Origin of the sequence: Nocardia exalbida NBRC 100660 (assembly GCF_000308575.1) — a bacterium.
Lineage (GTDB): Bacteria > Actinomycetota > Actinomycetes > Mycobacteriales > Mycobacteriaceae > Nocardia > Nocardia exalbida.
The window spans coordinates 34,558-52,681 of the sequence record NZ_BAFZ01000082.1 but is presented as its reverse complement, the minus strand read 5'-3'; the positions used below and the strand labels follow the sequence as shown (position 1 = coordinate 52,681).

Below are 18,124 nucleotides of genomic sequence, written 5' to 3'. Positions count from 1 at the left end.
GTGCATCTACGAGGTGTGGTTCTCCCCGGAGACGAGGTGCGCGATCTCTGGGTGCGCGACGGCCTGGTGTCCTTCGAACCCGTACCGGGCGCCGAAACGCTGTGCGACGCGGGATGGATCGTGCCGGGATTGGTCGACGCGCACTGCCACGTCGGGATCCGGTACGGCGGCGGCCACGAGGACCGCGCGGGCGCCGTCGCGCAAGCCGAGACCGAGCGTGACGCCGGGGCGCTGCTGCTGCGCGACGCGGGCTCGCCGATCGACACCCGTTTCATCGACGACCGCGAGGACCTGCCGCGGATCATCCGCGCAGGCCGCCACATCGCCCGCCCGAAGCGCTACGTCCGCGAACTGGGCATCGAACTCGACGACGAACGCGATCTGCCGGAGATCGTCGCCGAGCAGGCCCGCCTCGGCGACGGCTGGGTCAAGATCGTCGGCGACTGGATCGACCGCTCCGTGGGCGACCTGCGCCCACTGTGGAGCGACGCGATCCTGAAGGAGGCCATCGACGCGGCGCACGCCAACGGCGCCCGGGTCACCGCGCACGTCTTCGGAGAGGACGCGCTACCCGGCTTGATCAACGCCGGTATCGACTGCCTGGAGCACGGCACCGGCCTCACCGACGAGACCATCGAGATGATGGTCGAGCGCGGCACCGTTCTGGTCCCCACCCTGGTCAATATCGACACCTTCCCCGACATCGCCGACAGCGCGGGCAAATTCCCCCTCTACGCCTCGCACATGCGCGATCTGCACCGGCGGGTGCGTGGCACGGTCGCCGCCGCGCACGAGGCGGGCGTGCCGATCTTCGCGGGCACCGACGCGGGCGGCTCCATCCGCCACGGGCGCATCGCCGACGAGATCGCCGCGCTCGGCGCCGCGGGCCTGTCTCCGCACGACGCGCTCGGCGCGGCCTCCTGGAATGCCCGCGACTGGCTCGGGCGGCCCGGCATCGAAGACGGTGCGCCCGCGGATTTCGTCGTCTACGAAGAGGATCCGCGCACCCATCCGGAAACGCTCGGCACGCCGTACGCCGTCGTCCTGCGCGGGCGCGTGTACGGCGCGCGCGGCCCGGTCACCGGCCATCGATAACTCGTCATCGCGGCTCACCCGCGCGTTCGCCGACGCGGCGTAAGGTCGGATTCCGTGACAATTCGCCTCGGTTATCAGATGCCCAACTTCAGCTACGGCAAGTCGGTGCGCGAACTCTTCCCCACGGTTGTCGCGCAGGCCCGAGAGGCCGAAGCCGCCGGTTTCGACACGGCCTTCGTAATGGACCACTTCTATCAGCTGCCCGGCATCGGCACGCCCGACGAGCCGATGCTCGAGGCGTACACCGCGCTCGGCGGCCTGGCCACGGCGACGGAGCGAATCCAGTTGTCGGCGTTGGTCACCGGCAACACCTACCGCAACCCGGCCATGCTCGCCAAGACCGTCACGACGCTGGACGTGGTCAGCGGTGGCCGCGCGGTGCTCGGCATCGGCGCGGGCTGGTTCGAACTCGAGCACCGCTCCTTCGGCTACGAATTCGGGACGTTCACCGACCGGTTCGAGCGGCTGGAAGAGGCCCTGCGGATCATCCAGCCGATGCTGCGCGGGGAACGCCCCACGTTCCAGGGCAAGTGGTACCAGGTCGAGCAGGCCATGAACGAGCCGCGCGTCCGCGACGATCTGCCGATCCTGCTCGGCGGCAGCGGCGAGAAGAAGACCTTCGGCCTGGCCGCCCGCTTCGCCGACCACCTCAACATCATCTGCAACGCCTCCGAACTGCCGCGCAAGATCGAGGCGCTGCGGGCACGCTGCGCCGAAGCCGGCCGGGACCCGCAGACCCTGGAAACCAGCTACCTGTGCTTCGTGATGATGGACGAGGACGGTGATCTGGTACGCAAGCAGCAGCGGGATTACCTGAGCCGCATGGGTATCGACCTGTCGGCGATGTCGGACTCCGAGCGCGCGCAGAGTCCGGCCGACCGTCAGTTCGTCGGCACACCGGACGATGTTGCCGAACAGCTGCGGACCCGCGTGCTGGACCAGGGGGTCGACGGACTGATCATCAACATGGTGTTCAACGGGCACGAGGCGGGCGCGGTCGAACTCGCCGGACGCACTTTTGCTCCGCTGGTGCGCTGACGAGCGAGAACCGGGTCCGAATGCCGTTGGCGCCGGATACAATCGGCCGATGATAGCCCCTCCGTGGCGTGCGTCGTACGGTATCGACGCGCCGTCGGTGCTGCTGTTGCTGGGAGTTCTCGCGGTCGGGTATCTCGCCGCCGCCCTGGTGGTGGCGCTGTTCGGGCAGCTGCGCCCGAGCCTGCTGCTGCTGGTCGTCGGCGTCGTGCTGGCGGCGCAGTTCGGGTTGTTCCTGCACGCGACCCGCCGGGGCAAGTTCCGGGTCTGGGCGGGTCTGCTCGACGACCTCGACCTGTGCGGCGACGAACGACTACTGGACATGGGATGCGGCCGCGGGGCGGTGCTGCTGGCCGCCGCGCGGCGCCTGCCCGCCGGGCGCGCGGTGGGCCTGGACCTGTGGTGCTCGGCCGACCACTGCGGGAACATCCCGGCCACCGCCGAGCAGAACGCGCTCGCCGAGAACGTCGCCGACCGGATCGAGCTGCGCACCGGCGACATGACCCGCATGCCCTTTCCGGACGGCGCGTTCGACGTCGTCGTCTCCAGCTTGGCGATTCACACCATCAAGACCGCCGAGGGCCGCGCGAGCGCGGTCCGGGAGGCGTGCCGCGTGCTGCGTCCCGGCGGCAAACTGGTCATTGTCGATATCGGCAAGACCCGCGATTACCGCGCTGTCGTGGCGGCGCACGGCGCGACAGCCCTCACCCTGCGCCCCGTGGGATGGCAGATGTGGTGGGGCGGTCCCTGGGTGCCCACCCGCGCGCTCATCGCCACCGCTGCGGCCTAGCCGCACCGAGGAGACGCGATTTCCGGCGTGATCATGCGGTCTGGCACAATGGACCACCGTCCTTCCGGACAAGTGGCAGCCCGTCTCCGGTTCCGTACCGCGCGGCGGTCACACACTCGAAAGCGCAAAACCGGGCTCGCAGACCATGCGGGTCGCCGAATTGCGTCGTGACCAACCAACGAAAGGCAGATCAGCAGTGGCTGTTCGCATCAAGCTCACCCGCCTGGGCAAGATCCGCAACCCGCAGTACCGCGTCGTCGTCGCCGACGCCCGCACCCGCCGCGACGGCCGGGCCATCGAGTCCATCGGCAAGTACCACCCGAAGGAAGAGCCCTCGCTGATCGAGATCAACTCCGAGCGCGTGCAGTACTGGCTGGGCGTCGGCGCGCAGCCGACCGAGCCGGTCCTCCAGCTGCTGAAGATCACCGGCGACTGGCAGAAGTTCAAGGGCATCGAGGGCGCCGAGGGCACCCTGAAGGCCAAGCCGGCCAAGCCGTCCAAGCTGGACCTGTTCAACGCCGCGCTGGCCGCAGCCGACAACGAGCCGGTCGCCGAGGCGGTCACCCCCAAGAAGAAGAGCAAGAAGGACGCCGAAGAGTCCGCCGAGTCCGCCGAGGCCGCCGAGTAATGAGCCGGCCTCACCCGTCCACCCGATACCCGTCCCGAGCCGTGCACAGACCGGCCCCGACGACGGGTGAGTCGCGTCTCGAGGTGATGGAACAGTGAGCGCCGTCGTCGCCGATGCCGTCGAGCACTTGGTGCGCGGCATCGTCGCCAACCCCGACGACGTCCGCGTCGAGCTGATCACCGGCCGCCGCGGGCGCACCGTCGAGGTGCACGTCCATCCCGATGACCTGGGTAAGGTGATCGGCCGCGGCGGACGCACCGCGACCGCGCTGCGCACCCTCGTGGCCGGTATCGGCGGCCGGGGCATCCGGGTCGACGTGGTCGACACCGACCAGTAGATGGAACTCGTCGTCGGACGGGTCGCCAAGTCGCACGGCGTGCGCGGCGAACTCGTCGTCGAGGTACGCACCGACGAGCCCGAGGCGCGTTTCGCGCCGGGCACGACCTTGCGCGGCCGGCTGCCCCGAGCGGCGGAGGTCCGCGAGTTCACCGTGGAGTCGGCCCGGGAGCACTCGGGCCGGCTTCTGGTGTGCCTGGTCGGCGTGACCGACCGCACCGGGTCCGACGCGCTGCGCGGCATGCTGTTCGTGGTCGACAGCGACGACCTCCCGCCTTCCGAGGATCCGGACGAGTTCTACGACCACGAGCTGGAAGGGCTGGAGGTCCGGCTCCTCGACGGCACCGTGGTGGGCTCCGTGCGTGAGGTGCTGCATTCGGCCGCCGGGGAGCTACTCGACGTGCGCGCCGCCGAGGACGGACGGGAGATCTTGATCCCGTTCGTCACCGCCATCGTGCCCACGGTGTCGCTCGCCGACGGTGTGATCGTGATCGATCCGCCCGAGGGTTTGCTCGACCCCGAATGATGCGGCGCAAGCCCCGATCGCGCGTCGCTCACCCGGCCGGTGCGAGGCGGCCCGGCGGCGAGAGGAGACAGGGATGAGAATCGACGTCGTCACGATCTTCCCGGAGTACCTGGAGCCGCTGCGCACGGCACTGCTCGGTAAGGCGATCGACAAGGGCCTGATCTCCCTCACGGTGCACGACCTGCGCCGCTGGACCCACGACGTGCACAAGTCGGTCGACGACGCTCCCTACGGGGGCGGGCCCGGCATGGTGATGAAGCCGACCGTGTGGGGTGACGCGCTCGACGAGGTCTGTCCCGATGACGCGCTGCTCGTGGTTCCCACTCCGGCGGGCGTGCCGTTCACACAGGCGACCGCGCACCGCTGGGCCGCCGAGCGGCATCTCGTGTTCGCCTGCGGCCGCTACGAGGGCATCGACCAGCGCGTTTTCGACGACGCCGCCCGCCGTGTGCGGGTGGAGGAGGTCAGCATCGGCGACTACGTGCTGATCGGCGGCGAGGCGGCTGTGCTGGTGATGACCGAGGCCGTGGTCCGGCTGCTGCCCGGCGTGCTCGGCAATCAGCAGTCCCATCAAGAGGATTCGTTCTCCGACGGCTTGCTCGAAGGCCCCAGTTACACCCGCCCGGTCACCTGGCGCGGCCTCGACGTCCCGCCGATCCTGCTGTCCGGCGACCACGCGAAAGTGGCTGGCTGGCGGCGCGAACAAGCTCTCGCCAGAACCCGCGAACGCCGCCCGGACCTGCTTCCGGACCAGGACACGGTGCGCGAACCCGGGCGGTAGACCGGAAGCGCCCGGCTCAGCGGATCAGCGCCACATGCCGAACGCGGCCTCCGTGGCGCGGAGCTGCGTAGTCCGAAGGGACGCGCATCGCGTTCCGTGATTCCCGGTCGCCGGTTCGATCAGCGGGTCGGCTGCGGGTGGTCCGGTTGTCCGTTCACCACATCGCGGTATCGGTCATCGTCGAGGCATATCGCGGGTCGCTCACGGCAGTAAGCCGTGGCGGCGGGCCGCTGCCACCGCCTCGTGGCGGGAGTGGGCGTCGAGTTTGACCATCGCGTTGCGCAGATAGCTCTTCACGGTTTCCGGACCGAGCGAAAGACGTTGCGCTGTTTCCTGATTGGTGCAACCCAAGGCGATCTGGGAGAGCACGTCGAGTTCGCGGCGCGACAGTTTCGGGCTGTCGGGGTGCGGCTCGCCGGTCATGACCCGGGTGAGTCGTTCGCACACCGCGTGCAGGCGTCCGCGCAACCGGTCGTCCTCGGTCGAGCGCGCCATACCGCGCAGTTCGGCGTGGATGTCGCGCAGTTCCTCGGTGACGGCCGGTGCCGTCGCGGCCGACGGCGCGGCCACCTCCAGCATGCGCAACCGGCGGTCGACCTCGTCGCGCACCGCGATCTCGGTGGCCAGGCGGCGACCGGCCTGGACGACGAGATCCGTGGTGCGGTCGCCCAGCGGGCTCGCGCCACGGGTCGCGGCATAGAGCACCGCGCGGGGGCATCGGTCCACCACCACGGGCACGGCGAGCACGGAGCGGATGCCTTCGCCGGAGACCGGCCCGTCGTAGTCGTGGGTGATCGAGGACGCGCGGCGATAGTCGGTGACCGCGGCGGGCCGTCCGGAATCCATTACCCGGCCGCCCAGCCCCGACGTCCGCACGACGGCCAGGCCGCGCAGGCCGTTGGTCAGCGTGCCCACGAATTCCGACAGCAGCAGCGCGTCACCGTGCACTTCGCCGCCGAACGTCACCGGCACGCCCGCAGCGCTCGCCACCCAGCGGATCTCGGCACGCAGAGCGTCGCTGTCGCGCGGACGCAGCAGAGCGGTGTGGGTCACGAGACTCACCCCTTTTCGGGGGTAGTGGGCAGCGGGATGTGAGCCACATCCTATTGCACACCCGGGTTGCGCTGGATCACAGAACGAGGAGAACCGAAGATGGGCACCGACCTGAATCAGCGGGTGCGCGAACTGCTGGACTGTTACGACCGCGCCGACGCGTCGGCGGCGGACCTGCTGTGCGATCGGCATCCGGCCGACCGGGTCGCCTTCACGATCGTCGAAGCCGACTTGTCCTCGATCGATCTCACCTACGGCGAACTGCGCGAACGCTCCGCCCGCTGCGCCGCCGCACTGGCCGAACTAGGCGTCGAACCCGGCCACCGCGTGGCCACGCTGATGGCGAAGTCGGCGGACCTGGTGGTCGCACTGCTCGGCATCTGGCGCCGCGGAGCGGTGCACGTTCCGCTGTTCACCGCCTTCGCGCCGCCCGCCATCGCCCTGCGGTTGAACGCCGCCCGTGCCACGGTCGTCATCGCCGATGCCGACCAGGCGCCGAAGCTGGCGGCCGGGCCGGATCTGCCCGCGGACCCGCCCTGGCGACTCGTCGTCGCCGGAGGGGAGGTTCCCGAGGGTGCCCTGCGGATGGACGAACTGCTCGAAACTTATCCGGCGACCCACCCGAGCGCCGACCCCGTCGCGGTCGGCGGGGACGGCCTGCTGGTCCAGCTGTTCACCAGCGGCACAACGGGCACGCCCAAAGGCGTCCCGATCCCGCTGCGCGCGCTCGCCTCCTTCCACGCGTACCAGGAATTCGCGCTGGACGTCCGGCCCGACGACGTCTTCTGGAACGCCGCCGATCCGGGCTGGGCCTACGGCCTCTACTACGCCATCCTCGGCCCGCTGGCCACCGGCATGCGCAGCATCCTGCTGCACGCGGGTTTCTCCGCCCCGCTCACCTGGCAGGTGCTGGAAACCTTCGGCGTCACGAACTTCGCGGCCGCCCCGACCGTCTATCGAGCGCTGCGTGCCGACAGCGCAACGCCTCCGGTGCACTCCCGGCTGCGCCGCGCGTCGTCGGCGGGGGAGCCGCTCACACCCGAGGTCGTCGCCTGGTCCGTGGAGCATCTGGGTGTCGCGGTGCGCGATCACTACGGCCAGACCGAGCACGGGATGGTCATCTGCAACGCCTGGCACGAAGACCTCGACACCGACGCTCCCGCGGGATCGATGGGCCGCTCGTTGCCCGGATGGACCTGCGCCGTGCTCGCCGACGACGCCGACATCGTCGCGCCCGCAGGTGAACTGGGCCGCGTCGCGATCGACACCGAACACAGCCCGCTGCTGTGGTTCCTCGGCTACCTCGACGCCCCGGAACGCACCGCCCAGCGCTACACCGCCGACGGCCGCTGGTATCTGACCGGCGACGCGGGCTCGCGGGACGCCGACGGCTTCTTCCGTTTCTCGGCCCGCGACGACGACGTGATCATCATGGCGGGCTACCGCATCGGCCCGTTCGAGGTGGAGAGCGTGCTGGTGCTGCACGAGCAGGTCGCGGAAGCGGCCGTGGTCGGCATGCCGGACGAACTGCGCGGCGAAGTGCTCGAGGCGTTCGTCGTGCTGCGCGAGGGCGCCGCGGGCGGCCCGGAGTTGGAAGCCGAATTGCAGAGCCTGGTGAAGAAGAAGTTCGCCGCGCACGCCTATCCGCGCAGGGTCCACTTCGTGCCGAGCCTACCGAAGACGCCCAGTGGCAAGGTGCAACGATTCGTGCTGCGGCAGGGGGACGCCCGATGACGCAGGTGTCCTTGCCCAGCTACGCCTCCGGGGTCTCGGACGTCCCGCTGCTCGGTGACACCATCGGCGGCAATCTCGATCGCACGGTGGCGGCGTTCCCGGACCGGGAAGCGCTGGTGGACCGGCCGACCGGGCGGCGCTGGACCTACCGTGCGCTCGGCGCCGCGGTCGACGCCCTCGCGTGCGGTCTGGCGGGCCGCGGCATCGGCAAGGGCGACCGGGTCGGCATCTGGGCGCCGAACTGCGCGGAATGGTTCATCGCGCAGTACGCCACGGCGAAGATCGGCGCGATCCTGGTCAACATCAATCCGGCGTATCGCACCAGCGAACTGGAGTACGTGCTGCGCCAGGCCGGTGTCCGGATGCTCCTCGCGGCCGAGCGGTTCAAATCCTCGGACTACGTCGCGATGATCGAGCAGGTCCGACCGAACTGCCCGGAGCTGGCGCAGGTGCTCGTTCTCGGCACACCCGAGTGGGACGCGCTGGCCCGCACCGAGGTCGACGCCGAACGGCTCGCCACGCTCGGCGCGCTGCTGTCGGCCGACGACCCGATCAACATCCAGTACACCTCGGGCACCACGGGTTTCCCGAAGGGCGCCACGCTCAGCCACCACAACATCCTGAACAACGGCTATTTCGTCGGTGAGCTGTGCGGATACACCGAACACGACCGCATCTGCGTCCCGACGCCCTTCTACCACTGCTTCGGGATGGTCATGGGCAATCTCGCGAGCACGAGCCACGGCGCGGCGATTGTGATCCCGGCGCCGTCGTTCGATCCGAAGGCGACGCTGGCCGCGGTCGAGGCGGAGCGCTGCACCTCGCTCTACGGCGTGCCGACGATGTTCATCGACATGCTCGCCGAACTGGATTCGGCCACCGTGGAGCTGTCCACGCTGCGCACCGGGATCATGGCGGGCTCACCGTGCCCGGTCGAGGTGATGAAGCGGGTGATCGACCGAATGGGCATGCGCGAGGTGTGCATCTGCTACGGCATGACGGAAACATCCCCGGTCTCCACCCAGACCCGGCGCGGCGACGGCATCGACCGGCGTACCGCCACGGTCGGCCGGGTCGGGCCGCATCTGGAGGTCAAGATCGTCGATCCCGCAACGGGTCTCACGGTGCCGCGCGGCGAACCCGGCGAACTGTGCACCCGGGGCTACTCGGTGATGCTCGGGTACTGGAACGATCCGGACAAGACCGCCGAGGCCATCGATGCCGCCCGGTGGATGCACACCGGCGATATCGGCGTGATGGACGACGACGGCTATCTGGCCATTACCGGCCGGATCAAGGACATGGTCATCCGCGGCGGCGAGAACGTCTATCCGCGTGAGATCGAGGAATTCCTCTACACCCATCCCGACATCCTGGACGCGCAGGTGATCGGCGTGCCGGATCCGAAGTACGGCGAGGAGCTGATGGCCTGGGTCCGGATGCGCGAGGGCGCACCGCCGTTGGACGCCGCGGCCGTGCGCGAGTTCGCCACCGGCAAGCTGGCACACTTCAAGATTCCCCGCTACGTGCACGTGGTCGAGGAATTCCCGATGACGGTCACCGGCAAGGTCCGCAAGGCCGAAATGCGGGAAATAGCCCGAGAGATCCTCGCGTCGTCGAAGAAGACCCCGTAGAAATCGGCCCGCCGCGCGACCGCCGGCGCGCGGCGGAACGGCCGGGTACCCGCGACCGGCGAAAGACGCGGAGGGGCGGGGGAGCGGTAGTGTCTCCGACGTGACGACAGCGCCCGAGACTGCCAGTGCAGAGTCCACACCCGCCGTGCCACGCTCCGATACCGCGGGCCCAGCCAGCGTGAACCGTCGCATCGCCGAGGAACTCGCGGTGCGCGAGACCCAGGTGCGCGCCGCCGTCGAGTTGCTCGACGCGGGCTCGACGGTGCCGTTCATCGCCCGGTACCGCAAGGAGGTCACCGGCGGGTTGGACGACGCGCAGCTGCGCATGCTCGACGAACGTCTGCATTACCTGCGCGAACTCGACGAGCGCCGGGCCGCGATCCTCGAATCGATCCGCGGCCAGGGCAAACTCGACGACGCCCTGCACCGGCAGATCCTGCTCGCCGAGACCAAGGCGCGGCTCGAGGACATCTACCTGCCGTACAAGCCGAAGCGGCGCACCAAGGCGCAGATCGCGCGCGAGGCCGGGCACGAACCGGTGGCCGACGCCCTGATCGGGGATCCGAACACCGATCCGGCGCAGTACACCGCCGAGCAGCTCGACGGCGCGCGCGCCATCCTGGTCGAACGCTTCGCCGAGGACGCCGACCTGGTCGGCGAGCTGCGCGAACTGATGTGGAACCGCGGGCAGGTCACCTCGACCGTGCGCGCGGGCAAGGAGGAGGCGGGCGCGAAGTTCGCCGACTACTTCGAATTCAGCGAGCCGTTCGGAAAGCTGCCCTCCCACCGCATCCTCGCGCTGCTGCGCGGGGAGAAGGAGGAGGTGCTCACACTGCACCTCGAGCCCGACACCGAGGAGCCGCAGCCGGGCGAGCGCACCATCTACGAGGGTCGCATCGCCGCCCGCTTCGGCATCGCCGACCGCGGCCGCCGCGCCGATTCCTGGCTGCTGGACACCGTGCGCTGGGCGTGGCGTACCAAGTTGCAGGTCAGCCTGGGTATCGACACCAGGATGCGGCTGCGGCAGGCGGCGGAGAAGGACGCGGTCGACGTGTTCGCCGCGAATCTGCGCGATCTGCTGCTCGCCGCCCCCGCGGGCACCCGCACGACCATGGGGCTGGATCCCGGCTACCGCACCGGGGTGAAGGTCGCGGTGGTCGACGCCACCGGCAAGGTGGTCGCCACCGAGGTGATTTACCCGCACAAACCGCAGGGCCAGACCGAGAAGTCGCTGGCGGTGCTCGGCGCGCTGGTCGCCCGCTTCGGCGTGGAGCTCATCGCCATCGGCAACGGCACCGCCTCGCGCGAGACCGACGCCCTCGCCGCCGATCTGATCTCGCGCATCCCGGAGAACAAGCCCACCAAGATCGTGGTCTCCGAGGCGGGCGCCTCGGTGTACTCCGCCTCCGCCTACGCCTCGCAGGAACTTCCCGACCTGGACGTCTCGCTGCGCGGGGCGGTGTCGATCGCGCGGCGGTTGCAGGACCCGCTGGCCGAGCTGGTGAAGATCGATCCGAAGTCCATCGGCGTCGGTCAGTACCAGCACGACGTGTCCGAATCGCTGCTGGCCCGCTCGCTGGGCGCGGTGGTCGAGGACGCGGTGAACGCGGTCGGCGTCGACGTGAACACGGCCTCGGTGCCGCTGCTGTCCCGGGTATCCGGCATCGCCGGTTCGGTGGCGGAAAGCATTGTGGCGCATCGGGACCAGAACGGCCCGTTCCGCAGCAGGACCGCGCTGCTGGACGTCCCGCGCCTGGGGCCGAAGGCGTTCGAGCAGTGTGCGGGCTTCCTGCGCATCCGCGGCGGCGACGATCCGCTGGACACCTCGGCGGTGCACCCCGAGGCATATCCGGTGGTGCGGCGCATCCTGGCATCGACCGGTCGCCCCATCGCGGAGGTCATCGGCAACACCACGGTGCTGCGCTCGCTGCGCGCCGGTGAGTTCACCGACGAACGCTTCGGTGTCCCCACGGTCACCGACATCATCGCCGAGCTGGAGAAGCCGGGCCGCGACCCGCGTCCGGAATTCAAGACCGCCGAGTTCGCCGCGGGCGTGGAGAAGGTCGCCGACCTGAAACCGGGCATGGTGCTCGAGGGCGTGGTGACGAATGTGGCCGCGTTCGGCGCGTTCGTCGACGTGGGCGTGCACCAGGACGGCCTCGTGCACGTCTCGGCCATGTCGCACAACTTCGTCAAGGACCCGCGCGAAGTGGTCAAGTCCGGCGACGTGGTCAAGGTGAAGGTGCTCGAGGTGGACGTGGCGCGTCAGCGCATCGGGCTGTCCCTGCGTCTGGACGACGAGCCCGGCACACCCGCCAAAGGCGGCGACAACCGGCAGCGCGGCCAGGGCGGCCGACCCGCGGGCGGGGAGCAGCGGCAGCGGCAGAATGGCCAGAACAAGCAGCAGGGCCAGAACCGCAATCAAGGTCAGGGGCGCGGAGGCAACCAACGCCGCAACGCCCCCGCGCCGAGCGGCTCGATGGCGGACGCGCTGCGCAGGGCGGGTTTCGGCCAGTAGACCGACGCGCGGGAGGGAGTAACGGCCATGCGACGGTGGCTCCACGAGGACGTGATCGCCCAAGGGCGGCTGCCGTTGCTGTGCTTCCTGCTCGGATTCATCGTCGGATTCCTGGTCATCCGCGTCAGCGTCCGGCTGATCCGCGCGCGGGTGCGCTGGTGGCCGGGCAATCTGCGGGCCGGTGACACGCACATCCACCACATGGTGTTCGGGGTGATCCTGGTGCTGTCCTCCGGGGTCGGCATGGTCGCCCAGTACCAGAGCGCGGGGATGACCACCGCGGGCATCCTCGCCGCGCTCTTCGGTGTGGGCGCCGCGCTGGTTCTCGACGAATTCGCGCTGATCTTCTATCTGCGCGACGTGTACTGGGAGAAACAGGGCCGCACGTCGGTGGACGCGGTGTTCGTCGCGCTCGCCGTGACCGGATTGCTGCTGCTCGGCTTCCACCCGCTGTGGATGCTGGACATCAACGACTTCCGGCGCGACCCGAGCGTCGAGGTCCGCGCTTTCGTCGTCGTGTTCGCGGTGGTCAACCTCGCCCTCGCCGCGATCGTGATCGCCAAAGGGAAGATATGGACCGGCCTGTTCGGCATGTTCTTCCTGCCGCTGCTGTTCGTCGGTGCGCTGCGCCTGAGCCGTCCCGGCGCGCCCTGGGCGCGCTGGCGGTACGCCGACCGCAGACGCATGATGTACCGGGCCATCGTCCGGGAACGGCGCTATCGCCGCCCGGTCATCCGCGCCAAGATCTTCGTGCAGGATCTGGTCGCGGGGAAACCGGACGTCGAGCACGTCCGCACGGCGGCGGAAGCGGAACTCACTCGCACGGTCGTGCCCGCTCCGCCCGCCCCGCACCGGCACCACTCGCTGTGGCATTCCGACCATGGTTTGCATACGCCCGGCTCGCCGCCCGCCCAGGACGCGATCTCCGGCGAACAGAACCACTGAGCGGAGCATCCGCCGACGCGACCTGCGAGTCACAGCGGTGCACGAGGGTCTGCGATCTCCTCGGCTTGCCGCCGTCTCCCGGGGAGGCGGGCGGGTATCGGATGCCGTCATTCGTGGGAGCCGAGGCTATGCGTATACGTATACTGGGACCGTGTTGGATCCCTTCAGTCTCGCGGTCGGAGCCGGCTTGGTCGGTGTCGGCTGGGCATGCGGCAGGTTCGGGCATCGGCGGCGAGCCCGGCCGGGAGGAAGCCTTCCCGCGCGCTGCGGTTGCGGTCACGACCTGGCGCTGCACGACCGCGCCACCGGCACTTGTCACGCCGAGATCTCCCGTAAGGGCACGCACGGCCTGCGGGAATGGGTCGGTTGCCAGTGCCGCCGCTACACCGGCCCGACCCCGCTGGAGGAAGTGTTCGCGTCGCCGATCCTCCCGCCCGAGTCCTGAACGGGCAGGAGGCGACGCACGGCGGTCGGCGCGCCGTCTCGCACCCCGCGCGGGCCGTAACCTGAGAGGGCGCCGCCGCGCCGTCGCCCGGGCCGATTTCTTCCGTGGCGCGCCGGTCTGGCACAATGCTCAGGTTGCCCTGGGTGGTTGTCGACCCGGCGCACCCCCTAATTCGGAGCATGAACCGGCCGAGCACTTCGAGTGCCGCCAGGGTCCTCTGTTCGCGCGAAACCATAAGGATGGAAATGAACACCCTTGACTTCGTCGACGAAAAGTCGCTGCGTAGCGACGTCCCCGAGTTCCGCCCGGGCGACACGCTGAACGTGCACGTGAAGGTCATCGAAGGCTCGAAGGAGCGCATCCAGGTCTTCAAGGGCGTCGTGATCCGCCGCCAGGGTGGTGGCATCCGCGAGACCTTCACGGTGCGCAAGGTGTCGTTCGGTGTCGGCGTGGAGCGCACCTTCCCGGTGCACAGCCCGAACATCGACCACATCGATGTCGTGACCCGCGGTGATGTTCGCCGCGCCAAGCTGTACTACCTGCGCGAGCTGCGCGGCAAGGCCGCCAAGATCAAGGAAAAGCGCTGAGCTAGCTTTTCGGCACAGCAGATCTTCCTCAGCCCGGCATCGGACTTCGGTTTCGCTGCCGGGCTAATCTGTTCGGCGTGGCAGACGAAAGTGGGTCGGTGTCGGTGTCCGAGTCGGGCGACGAGAATTCGCGGGTAGGTCGCGCCAAGCGGCGACCGAAGAAGAAGCAGCGGCCGTTCTGGCAGGAATTGCCGATCCTCATCGTGATCGCCGCGGTGATCGCCGCGTTGATGGTCACGTTCGTCGGTCGGCCGTACGTGATTCCGTCGGAGTCGATGGAAACCACGTTGCACGGCTGCGCCGGTTGCACCGGCGACCGCATCTATGTGCAGAAGCTGAGCTACTACTGGGGTGATCCGCAGCCGGGCGACGTGGTCGTGTTCGTCGGCCCGCCCTCGTGGAACACCACCTACAAGTCGATCCGCTCGGACAACGCCGCCGTGCGTGGCGTGCAGAACTTCTTCTCGTTCTTCGGCCTGGTGCCGCCGGACGAGAACGATCTGGTGAAGCGCGTGATCGCGGTCGGCGGCCAGACCGTGCAGTGCTGCGACGCGCAGGGCCGGGTCATCGTGGACGGCAAGCCCCTGGACGAGCCGTATGCCCGCTACCTCGCACCGTACGTGCCGGGCCAGCCCTACGGCCCGGGGGGAGGGCGCGAATTCAAGCCCGTGAAAGTGCCCGAGGGGCATCTGTGGGTGATGGGCGACAACCGCAACCAGAGCGCCGACTCCCGCGCCCATATCACCGACGAACTGCAGGGCACCATCCCCGTGGAGAACGTGCGCGGCAAGGCGGTGTTCAAGATCTGGCCGCCGGGCCGGATCGGACCGGTGCGTGCGGAGAATCCGCAGGAGAACTGACCGCTCGGACGCAGGATAATTGGATGGTGGGGCAAGGTCGAGTGCCGGTGGGTAACGGTTGGCCGCCGCGTGTGGTGATGCGCAGGGCCGGAGGTTTGCGCACGCTCGAGGCGGCTTTGATCCGCAGTGGCCTCGGCCCTGTCGCCGGTGTCGACGAAGCGGGGCGCGGGCCGTGTGCGGGGCCGCTGGTGGTGGCGGCATGCCTGCTCGCTCCGAAGGCATATGACAAGCTGGCCGGCCTCGACGACTCCAAGAAGCTCACCGAGGCCACCCGGGAAGAGCTGTATCCGGTGATCGTCCGGCTGGCGCTGGCCTACCGGGTGGTCGTCATCCCGGCCTGGGAGATCGACTCGATCGGCATCCACGTCGCCAATATCGAGGGCATGCGCCGCGCCGTGGCCGGGCTCGGGCGCACGCCTGGCTACGTGCTCACCGATGGATTCCGGGTACCCGGCATCCCCGTGCCCTCGCTGCCGGTGATCGGGGGCGACGGTGCGGCGGCCTGCATCGCGGCGGCCAGCATTCTGGCCAAGGTCACCAGGGACCGCATGATGGTAGAGCTGGACCAGCGATTCCCCGGCTACGGCTTCGCCGCCCACAAGGGCTACAACACGCCCGAGCACACCGCAGCATTGCACCGCCTCGGACCCAGCAGCGAGCACCGCCGATCCTGGCGCAATGTGCGCGAAGCCGCCGGGCTGCGGCCGGTCGCGACGGCGGCCGACGTCGCGGACGCCGTACTGGCCGAAGGACTGGACGAAGCCCTGTCAGAGCAGTTTCCGAACGAGCGTACGGCTGGCCGAGTGGCTACCGACGCGGCGCATGCGCGATGATGTGACCATACGACGCGATGCGGCGAGAAGGAGGACGTCCCACCCGATGAGTGCCGAGGACCTCGAGAAGTACGAAACCGAGATGGAGCTCTCGCTGTATCGCGAGTACAAGGACATCGTCGGTCAGTTTTCGTACGTGGTGGAGACCGAGCGCCGCTTCTACCTCGCCAACTCCGTGGAGCTGCGGCCGCAGAACGCGGATGGTGAGGTGTACTTCGAGGTGCGGATGAGCGACGCGTGGGTGTGGGACATGTACCGCCCGGCCCGCTTCGTCAAGCACGTCCGCGTCATCACCTTCAAGGACGTCAACATCGAAGAGCTGGAGAAGCCGGACCTGCGGCTGCCCGAGTGAGCAGGCCGGGAGTTCTGCACAGCGACTCGGTTATCAACAGCTTTTCCGATTCCCCAGGTCGGCGGCGCTGAGCTGATCCGGTCCCCGCGCACGCTGGCCGGGTGACGGACAAACAGGCGCTCGGCGCGCACGGGGAGGAACTGGCGGCAGAGTTTCTGCGCGCCGCGGGGATGGAGATCATCGCCAGGAACTGGCGTTGCCGATACGGCGAGCTCGATCTCATCGCCAGAGACGGGGATGTGACCGCGTTCGTCGAGGTCAAAACGCGTTCGGGGCTGGGTTACGGCACTCCTGCGGAGTCGGTCACCTTCGCCAAGCGGCAACGGATCCGACGGCTGGCCCTGCTGTGGCTGGCCGAGCAGGACGGACCGTGGCGGCGCATCCGGTTCGACGTGGTGTCGGTGCTGGCGCAGCGTGGTCGGACACCGGTCATCGATCATCTCGAGGCGGTGTTCTGAATGGCCCTCGGCCGGGCGCATTCGGTCGCGGTCACCGGCGTGGACGGGCTGCTCGTCGAAATCGAAGCCGATATCGGCCAGGGCCTGCCCTCGGTCCATCTGGTCGGGCTCCCCGACACCGCGTTGCAGGAATCGCGCGACCGGGTCCGCTCCGCGGTGGCGAACTCCGGGGAGAAGTGGCCCGACGGCCGGGTGGTGCTCGCGCTCTCGCCCGCGACCTTGCCGAAACTGGGCAGCGTTTACGACCTGGCACTCGCGGTCGCGGTGCTGGACGCGTCCGGTTCGGTCCCCTCCGAACGGCTTGCGAAGACGGTGCTGCTCGGCGAACTCGCGCTGGACGGGCGGGTGCGGCGAGTGCGCGGCATCCTGCCCGCCGTGCTCGCGGCGCGCAAGGCAGGCTGGTCGACGGTCGTGGTGCCTGCGGTGACCATGGCCGAGGCCGGACTGGTCGAGGGCATCGAGGTGCTCGGAGCGCGCAGTTTGCGCGGCGTGGTGGCGTGGCTGCGCGGGGAAGGCGCGCTCGACGAGCCGGACGGTGATCTGCCGGATACGGTGCGCCACGGCGGCGATCTCAGCGAGGTGGTGGGTCAGGACGAAGCCCGCTGGGCTTTGGAGGTCGCCGCGGCGGGCGGGCACCACTTGCTGCTCACCGGACCACCGGGAATCGGCAAAACCATGCTGGCGCAACGTCTTCCGAGCCTGCTGCCACCGCTCACGGAGACCGAGGCGCTGGAGGTGACGGCGATCCACTCCATGGCGGGCACGCTCGCCGTTGATCACCCGTTGATCACCGCGCCACCGTTCGTCGCCCCGCACCATTCGACCTCGGTGACCGCGATGATCGGCGGCGGTTCGGGGACCGCCCGCCCCGGCGCGGTCAGCCGGGCCCACCGCGGCGTGCTGTTCCTCGACGAATGCGCCGAACTCGGCACGAAGGTGCTGGAGGCGATGCGGACGCCGCTGGAGGAGGGGGAAGTGCGCATCGCCCGGCGCGACGGTGTGGCACGCTACCCGGCCCGCTTCCAGCTCGTCTTGGCTGCCAACCCCTGTCCCTGCGCCCCGGCCCGCGACGTCGACTGCATCTGCGCGCCGCTGGCTCGCCGCCGCTACCTCGGCAAACTGTCCGGGCCGCTGATGGATCGGATCGACATATGGGTGCGGATGCACGGGCAATCCGGCGCGGCGTTCAGCACCGACGCGGCCGAGAGCAGCGAGGTCGTTCGCGCCCGAGTCACCTCTGCGCGCCGCGGCGCCGCCGAGCGCTGGCGTGAGTACGGATGGCTCACCAACGCCGAGGTTCCCGGTCACATCCTGCGCCAGCGGTTCCGTCTACCGCGCGAATCGCTCGCGCCCGTCGAGGCCGCGCTGCGTCTCGGCCGCATGTCCGCGCGCGGTGCCGACCGGGCCATCCGCGTCGCCTGGACCATCTGCGATCTGCGCGGCGGCGATCTGCCCTCCGCACAGGACGTTCTGGCCGCATTGAACTTTCGTCAGCGGGGCGCGCAATGAGCGCG

General features: G+C 69.4%; 19 protein-coding genes. 18 read left to right on the top strand and 1 reads right to left on the bottom strand.

What is annotated here, in order from left to right:
* The 7 genes from ON29_RS19840 to trmD all read left to right on the top strand — a co-directional run bounded on the left by ON29_RS19840 (window position 1) and on the right by trmD (window position 5,191).
* The gene (locus ON29_RS19840) at window positions 1-1,095 is read left to right on the top strand and encodes an amidohydrolase family protein (RefSeq protein ID WP_040868349.1); all 1,095 of its coding nucleotides are present in this window, start codon (window positions 1-3) and stop codon (window positions 1,093-1,095) included.
* A gap of 54 nt (window positions 1,096-1,149) precedes the next feature.
* On the top strand, window positions 1,150-2,133 hold the full coding sequence (locus tag ON29_RS19835; RefSeq protein ID WP_040868319.1) for an LLM class F420-dependent oxidoreductase: 984 nt from the start codon (window positions 1,150-1,152) through the stop codon (window positions 2,131-2,133).
* Between the two features lie 49 nt (window positions 2,134-2,182).
* Complete coding sequence (locus tag ON29_RS19830; protein WP_040868317.1) at window positions 2,183-2,920, top strand: class I SAM-dependent methyltransferase; 738 nt, start codon at window positions 2,183-2,185, stop codon at window positions 2,918-2,920.
* Between the two features lie 196 nt (window positions 2,921-3,116).
* A complete protein-coding gene (gene rpsP, locus ON29_RS19825; protein WP_040868315.1) occupies window positions 3,117-3,548 on the top strand; it encodes a 30S ribosomal protein S16 in 432 nt (143 codons plus the stop codon).
* Between the two features lie 94 nt (window positions 3,549-3,642).
* Window positions 3,643-3,885, top strand: a complete 243-nt coding sequence (locus tag ON29_RS19820; protein WP_011210690.1) for an RNA-binding protein — start codon at window positions 3,643-3,645, stop codon at window positions 3,883-3,885.
* Entirely contained in the window at window positions 3,886-4,410 is a 525-nt protein-coding gene (rimM, locus tag ON29_RS19815) for a ribosome maturation factor RimM (protein ID WP_040868313.1), read from the top strand.
* 73 nt (window positions 4,411-4,483) lie between these two features.
* Window positions 4,484-5,191 (top strand): tRNA (guanosine(37)-N1)-methyltransferase TrmD, encoded by a 708-nt coding sequence (gene trmD / locus ON29_RS19810; RefSeq protein ID WP_040868311.1) that lies wholly within the window; start codon window positions 4,484-4,486, stop codon window positions 5,189-5,191.
* Between the two features lie 201 nt (window positions 5,192-5,392).
* On the opposite strand, the gene ON29_RS19805 is transcribed toward trmD, so the two are convergent.
* Window positions 5,393-6,244, bottom strand: coding sequence for a LuxR C-terminal-related transcriptional regulator (locus ON29_RS19805; RefSeq protein WP_051175396.1), 852 nt, complete (start codon window positions 6,242-6,244; stop codon window positions 5,393-5,395).
* Between the two features lie 99 nt (window positions 6,245-6,343).
* Between ON29_RS19805 and ON29_RS19800 the strand changes: the two genes are divergently transcribed.
* The 11 genes from ON29_RS19800 to ON29_RS19750 all read left to right on the top strand — a co-directional run bounded on the left by ON29_RS19800 (window position 6,344) and on the right by ON29_RS19750 (window position 18,119).
* Window positions 6,344-7,978, top strand: a complete 1,635-nt coding sequence (locus tag ON29_RS19800; RefSeq protein ID WP_040868306.1) for an AMP-binding protein — start codon at window positions 6,344-6,346, stop codon at window positions 7,976-7,978.
* On the top strand, window positions 7,975-9,612 hold the full coding sequence (locus ON29_RS19795) for an AMP-binding protein (protein ID WP_040868304.1): 1,638 nt from the start codon (window positions 7,975-7,977) through the stop codon (window positions 9,610-9,612). Before ON29_RS19800 ends, ON29_RS19795 begins: the two co-directional genes overlap by 4 nt.
* 145 nt (window positions 9,613-9,757) lie before the next feature.
* On the top strand, window positions 9,758-12,130 hold the full coding sequence (locus tag ON29_RS19790) for a Tex family protein (protein WP_040868302.1): 2,373 nt from the start codon (window positions 9,758-9,760) through the stop codon (window positions 12,128-12,130).
* A gap of 27 nt (window positions 12,131-12,157) precedes the next feature.
* The gene (locus tag ON29_RS19785; RefSeq protein ID WP_245549031.1) at window positions 12,158-13,075 is read left to right on the top strand and encodes a hypothetical protein; all 918 of its coding nucleotides are present in this window, start codon (window positions 12,158-12,160) and stop codon (window positions 13,073-13,075) included.
* A 151-nt stretch (window positions 13,076-13,226) separates the two neighbouring features.
* On the top strand, window positions 13,227-13,520 hold the full coding sequence (locus ON29_RS19780; RefSeq protein ID WP_040868301.1) for a hypothetical protein: 294 nt from the start codon (window positions 13,227-13,229) through the stop codon (window positions 13,518-13,520).
* Window positions 13,521-13,765: 245 nt separating this feature from the next.
* Entirely contained in the window at window positions 13,766-14,107 is a 342-nt protein-coding gene (gene rplS, locus ON29_RS19775) for a 50S ribosomal protein L19 (RefSeq protein ID WP_040780792.1), read from the top strand.
* Between the two features lie 77 nt (window positions 14,108-14,184).
* Complete coding sequence (lepB, locus tag ON29_RS19770) at window positions 14,185-14,967, top strand: signal peptidase I (RefSeq protein WP_040868300.1); 783 nt, start codon at window positions 14,185-14,187, stop codon at window positions 14,965-14,967.
* Window positions 14,968-14,990: 23 nt separating this feature from the next.
* Entirely contained in the window at window positions 14,991-15,800 is an 810-nt protein-coding gene (locus ON29_RS19765) for a ribonuclease HII (protein ID WP_083863835.1), read from the top strand.
* A gap of 46 nt (window positions 15,801-15,846) precedes the next feature.
* Window positions 15,847-16,152: a DUF2469 domain-containing protein gene (locus ON29_RS19760; protein WP_011210678.1), complete on the top strand. Its 306-nt coding sequence runs from the start codon at window positions 15,847-15,849 to the stop codon at window positions 16,150-16,152.
* Window positions 16,153-16,253: 101 nt separating this feature from the next.
* Window positions 16,254-16,610, top strand: a complete 357-nt coding sequence (locus ON29_RS19755; protein ID WP_040868299.1) for a YraN family protein — start codon at window positions 16,254-16,256, stop codon at window positions 16,608-16,610.
* Complete coding sequence (locus ON29_RS19750) at window positions 16,611-18,119, top strand: YifB family Mg chelatase-like AAA ATPase (RefSeq protein WP_040868298.1); 1,509 nt, start codon at window positions 16,611-16,613, stop codon at window positions 18,117-18,119.
* Window positions 18,120-18,124: the final 5 nt, after the last annotated feature.

Bases quoted from the DNA above. Each gene is read 5' to 3' on its own strand.
- ON29_RS19800 (WP_040868306.1), top strand. From the start codon at position 6,344: ATGGGCACCGACCTGAATCAGCGGGTGCGCGAACTGCTGGACTGTTAC.
- ON29_RS19750 (WP_040868298.1), top strand. From the start codon at position 16,611: ATGGCCCTCGGCCGGGCGCATTCGGTCGCGGTCACCGGCGTGGACGGG.
- ON29_RS19830 (WP_040868317.1), top strand. From the start codon at position 2,183: ATGATAGCCCCTCCGTGGCGTGCGTCGTACGGTATCGACGCGCCGTCG.
- ON29_RS19795 (WP_040868304.1), top strand. From the start codon at position 7,975: ATGACGCAGGTGTCCTTGCCCAGCTACGCCTCCGGGGTCTCGGACGTC.
- trmD (WP_040868311.1), top strand. From the start codon at position 4,484: ATGAGAATCGACGTCGTCACGATCTTCCCGGAGTACCTGGAGCCGCTG.
- ON29_RS19785 (WP_245549031.1), top strand. From the start codon at position 12,158: ATGCGACGGTGGCTCCACGAGGACGTGATCGCCCAAGGGCGGCTGCCG.
- ON29_RS19765 (WP_083863835.1), top strand. From the start codon at position 14,991: ATGGTGGGGCAAGGTCGAGTGCCGGTGGGTAACGGTTGGCCGCCGCGT.
- rplS (WP_040780792.1), top strand. From the start codon at position 13,766: ATGAACACCCTTGACTTCGTCGACGAAAAGTCGCTGCGTAGCGACGTC.
- rimM (WP_040868313.1), top strand. From the start codon at position 3,886: ATGGAACTCGTCGTCGGACGGGTCGCCAAGTCGCACGGCGTGCGCGGC.
- ON29_RS19760 (WP_011210678.1), top strand. From the start codon at position 15,847: ATGAGTGCCGAGGACCTCGAGAAGTACGAAACCGAGATGGAGCTCTCG.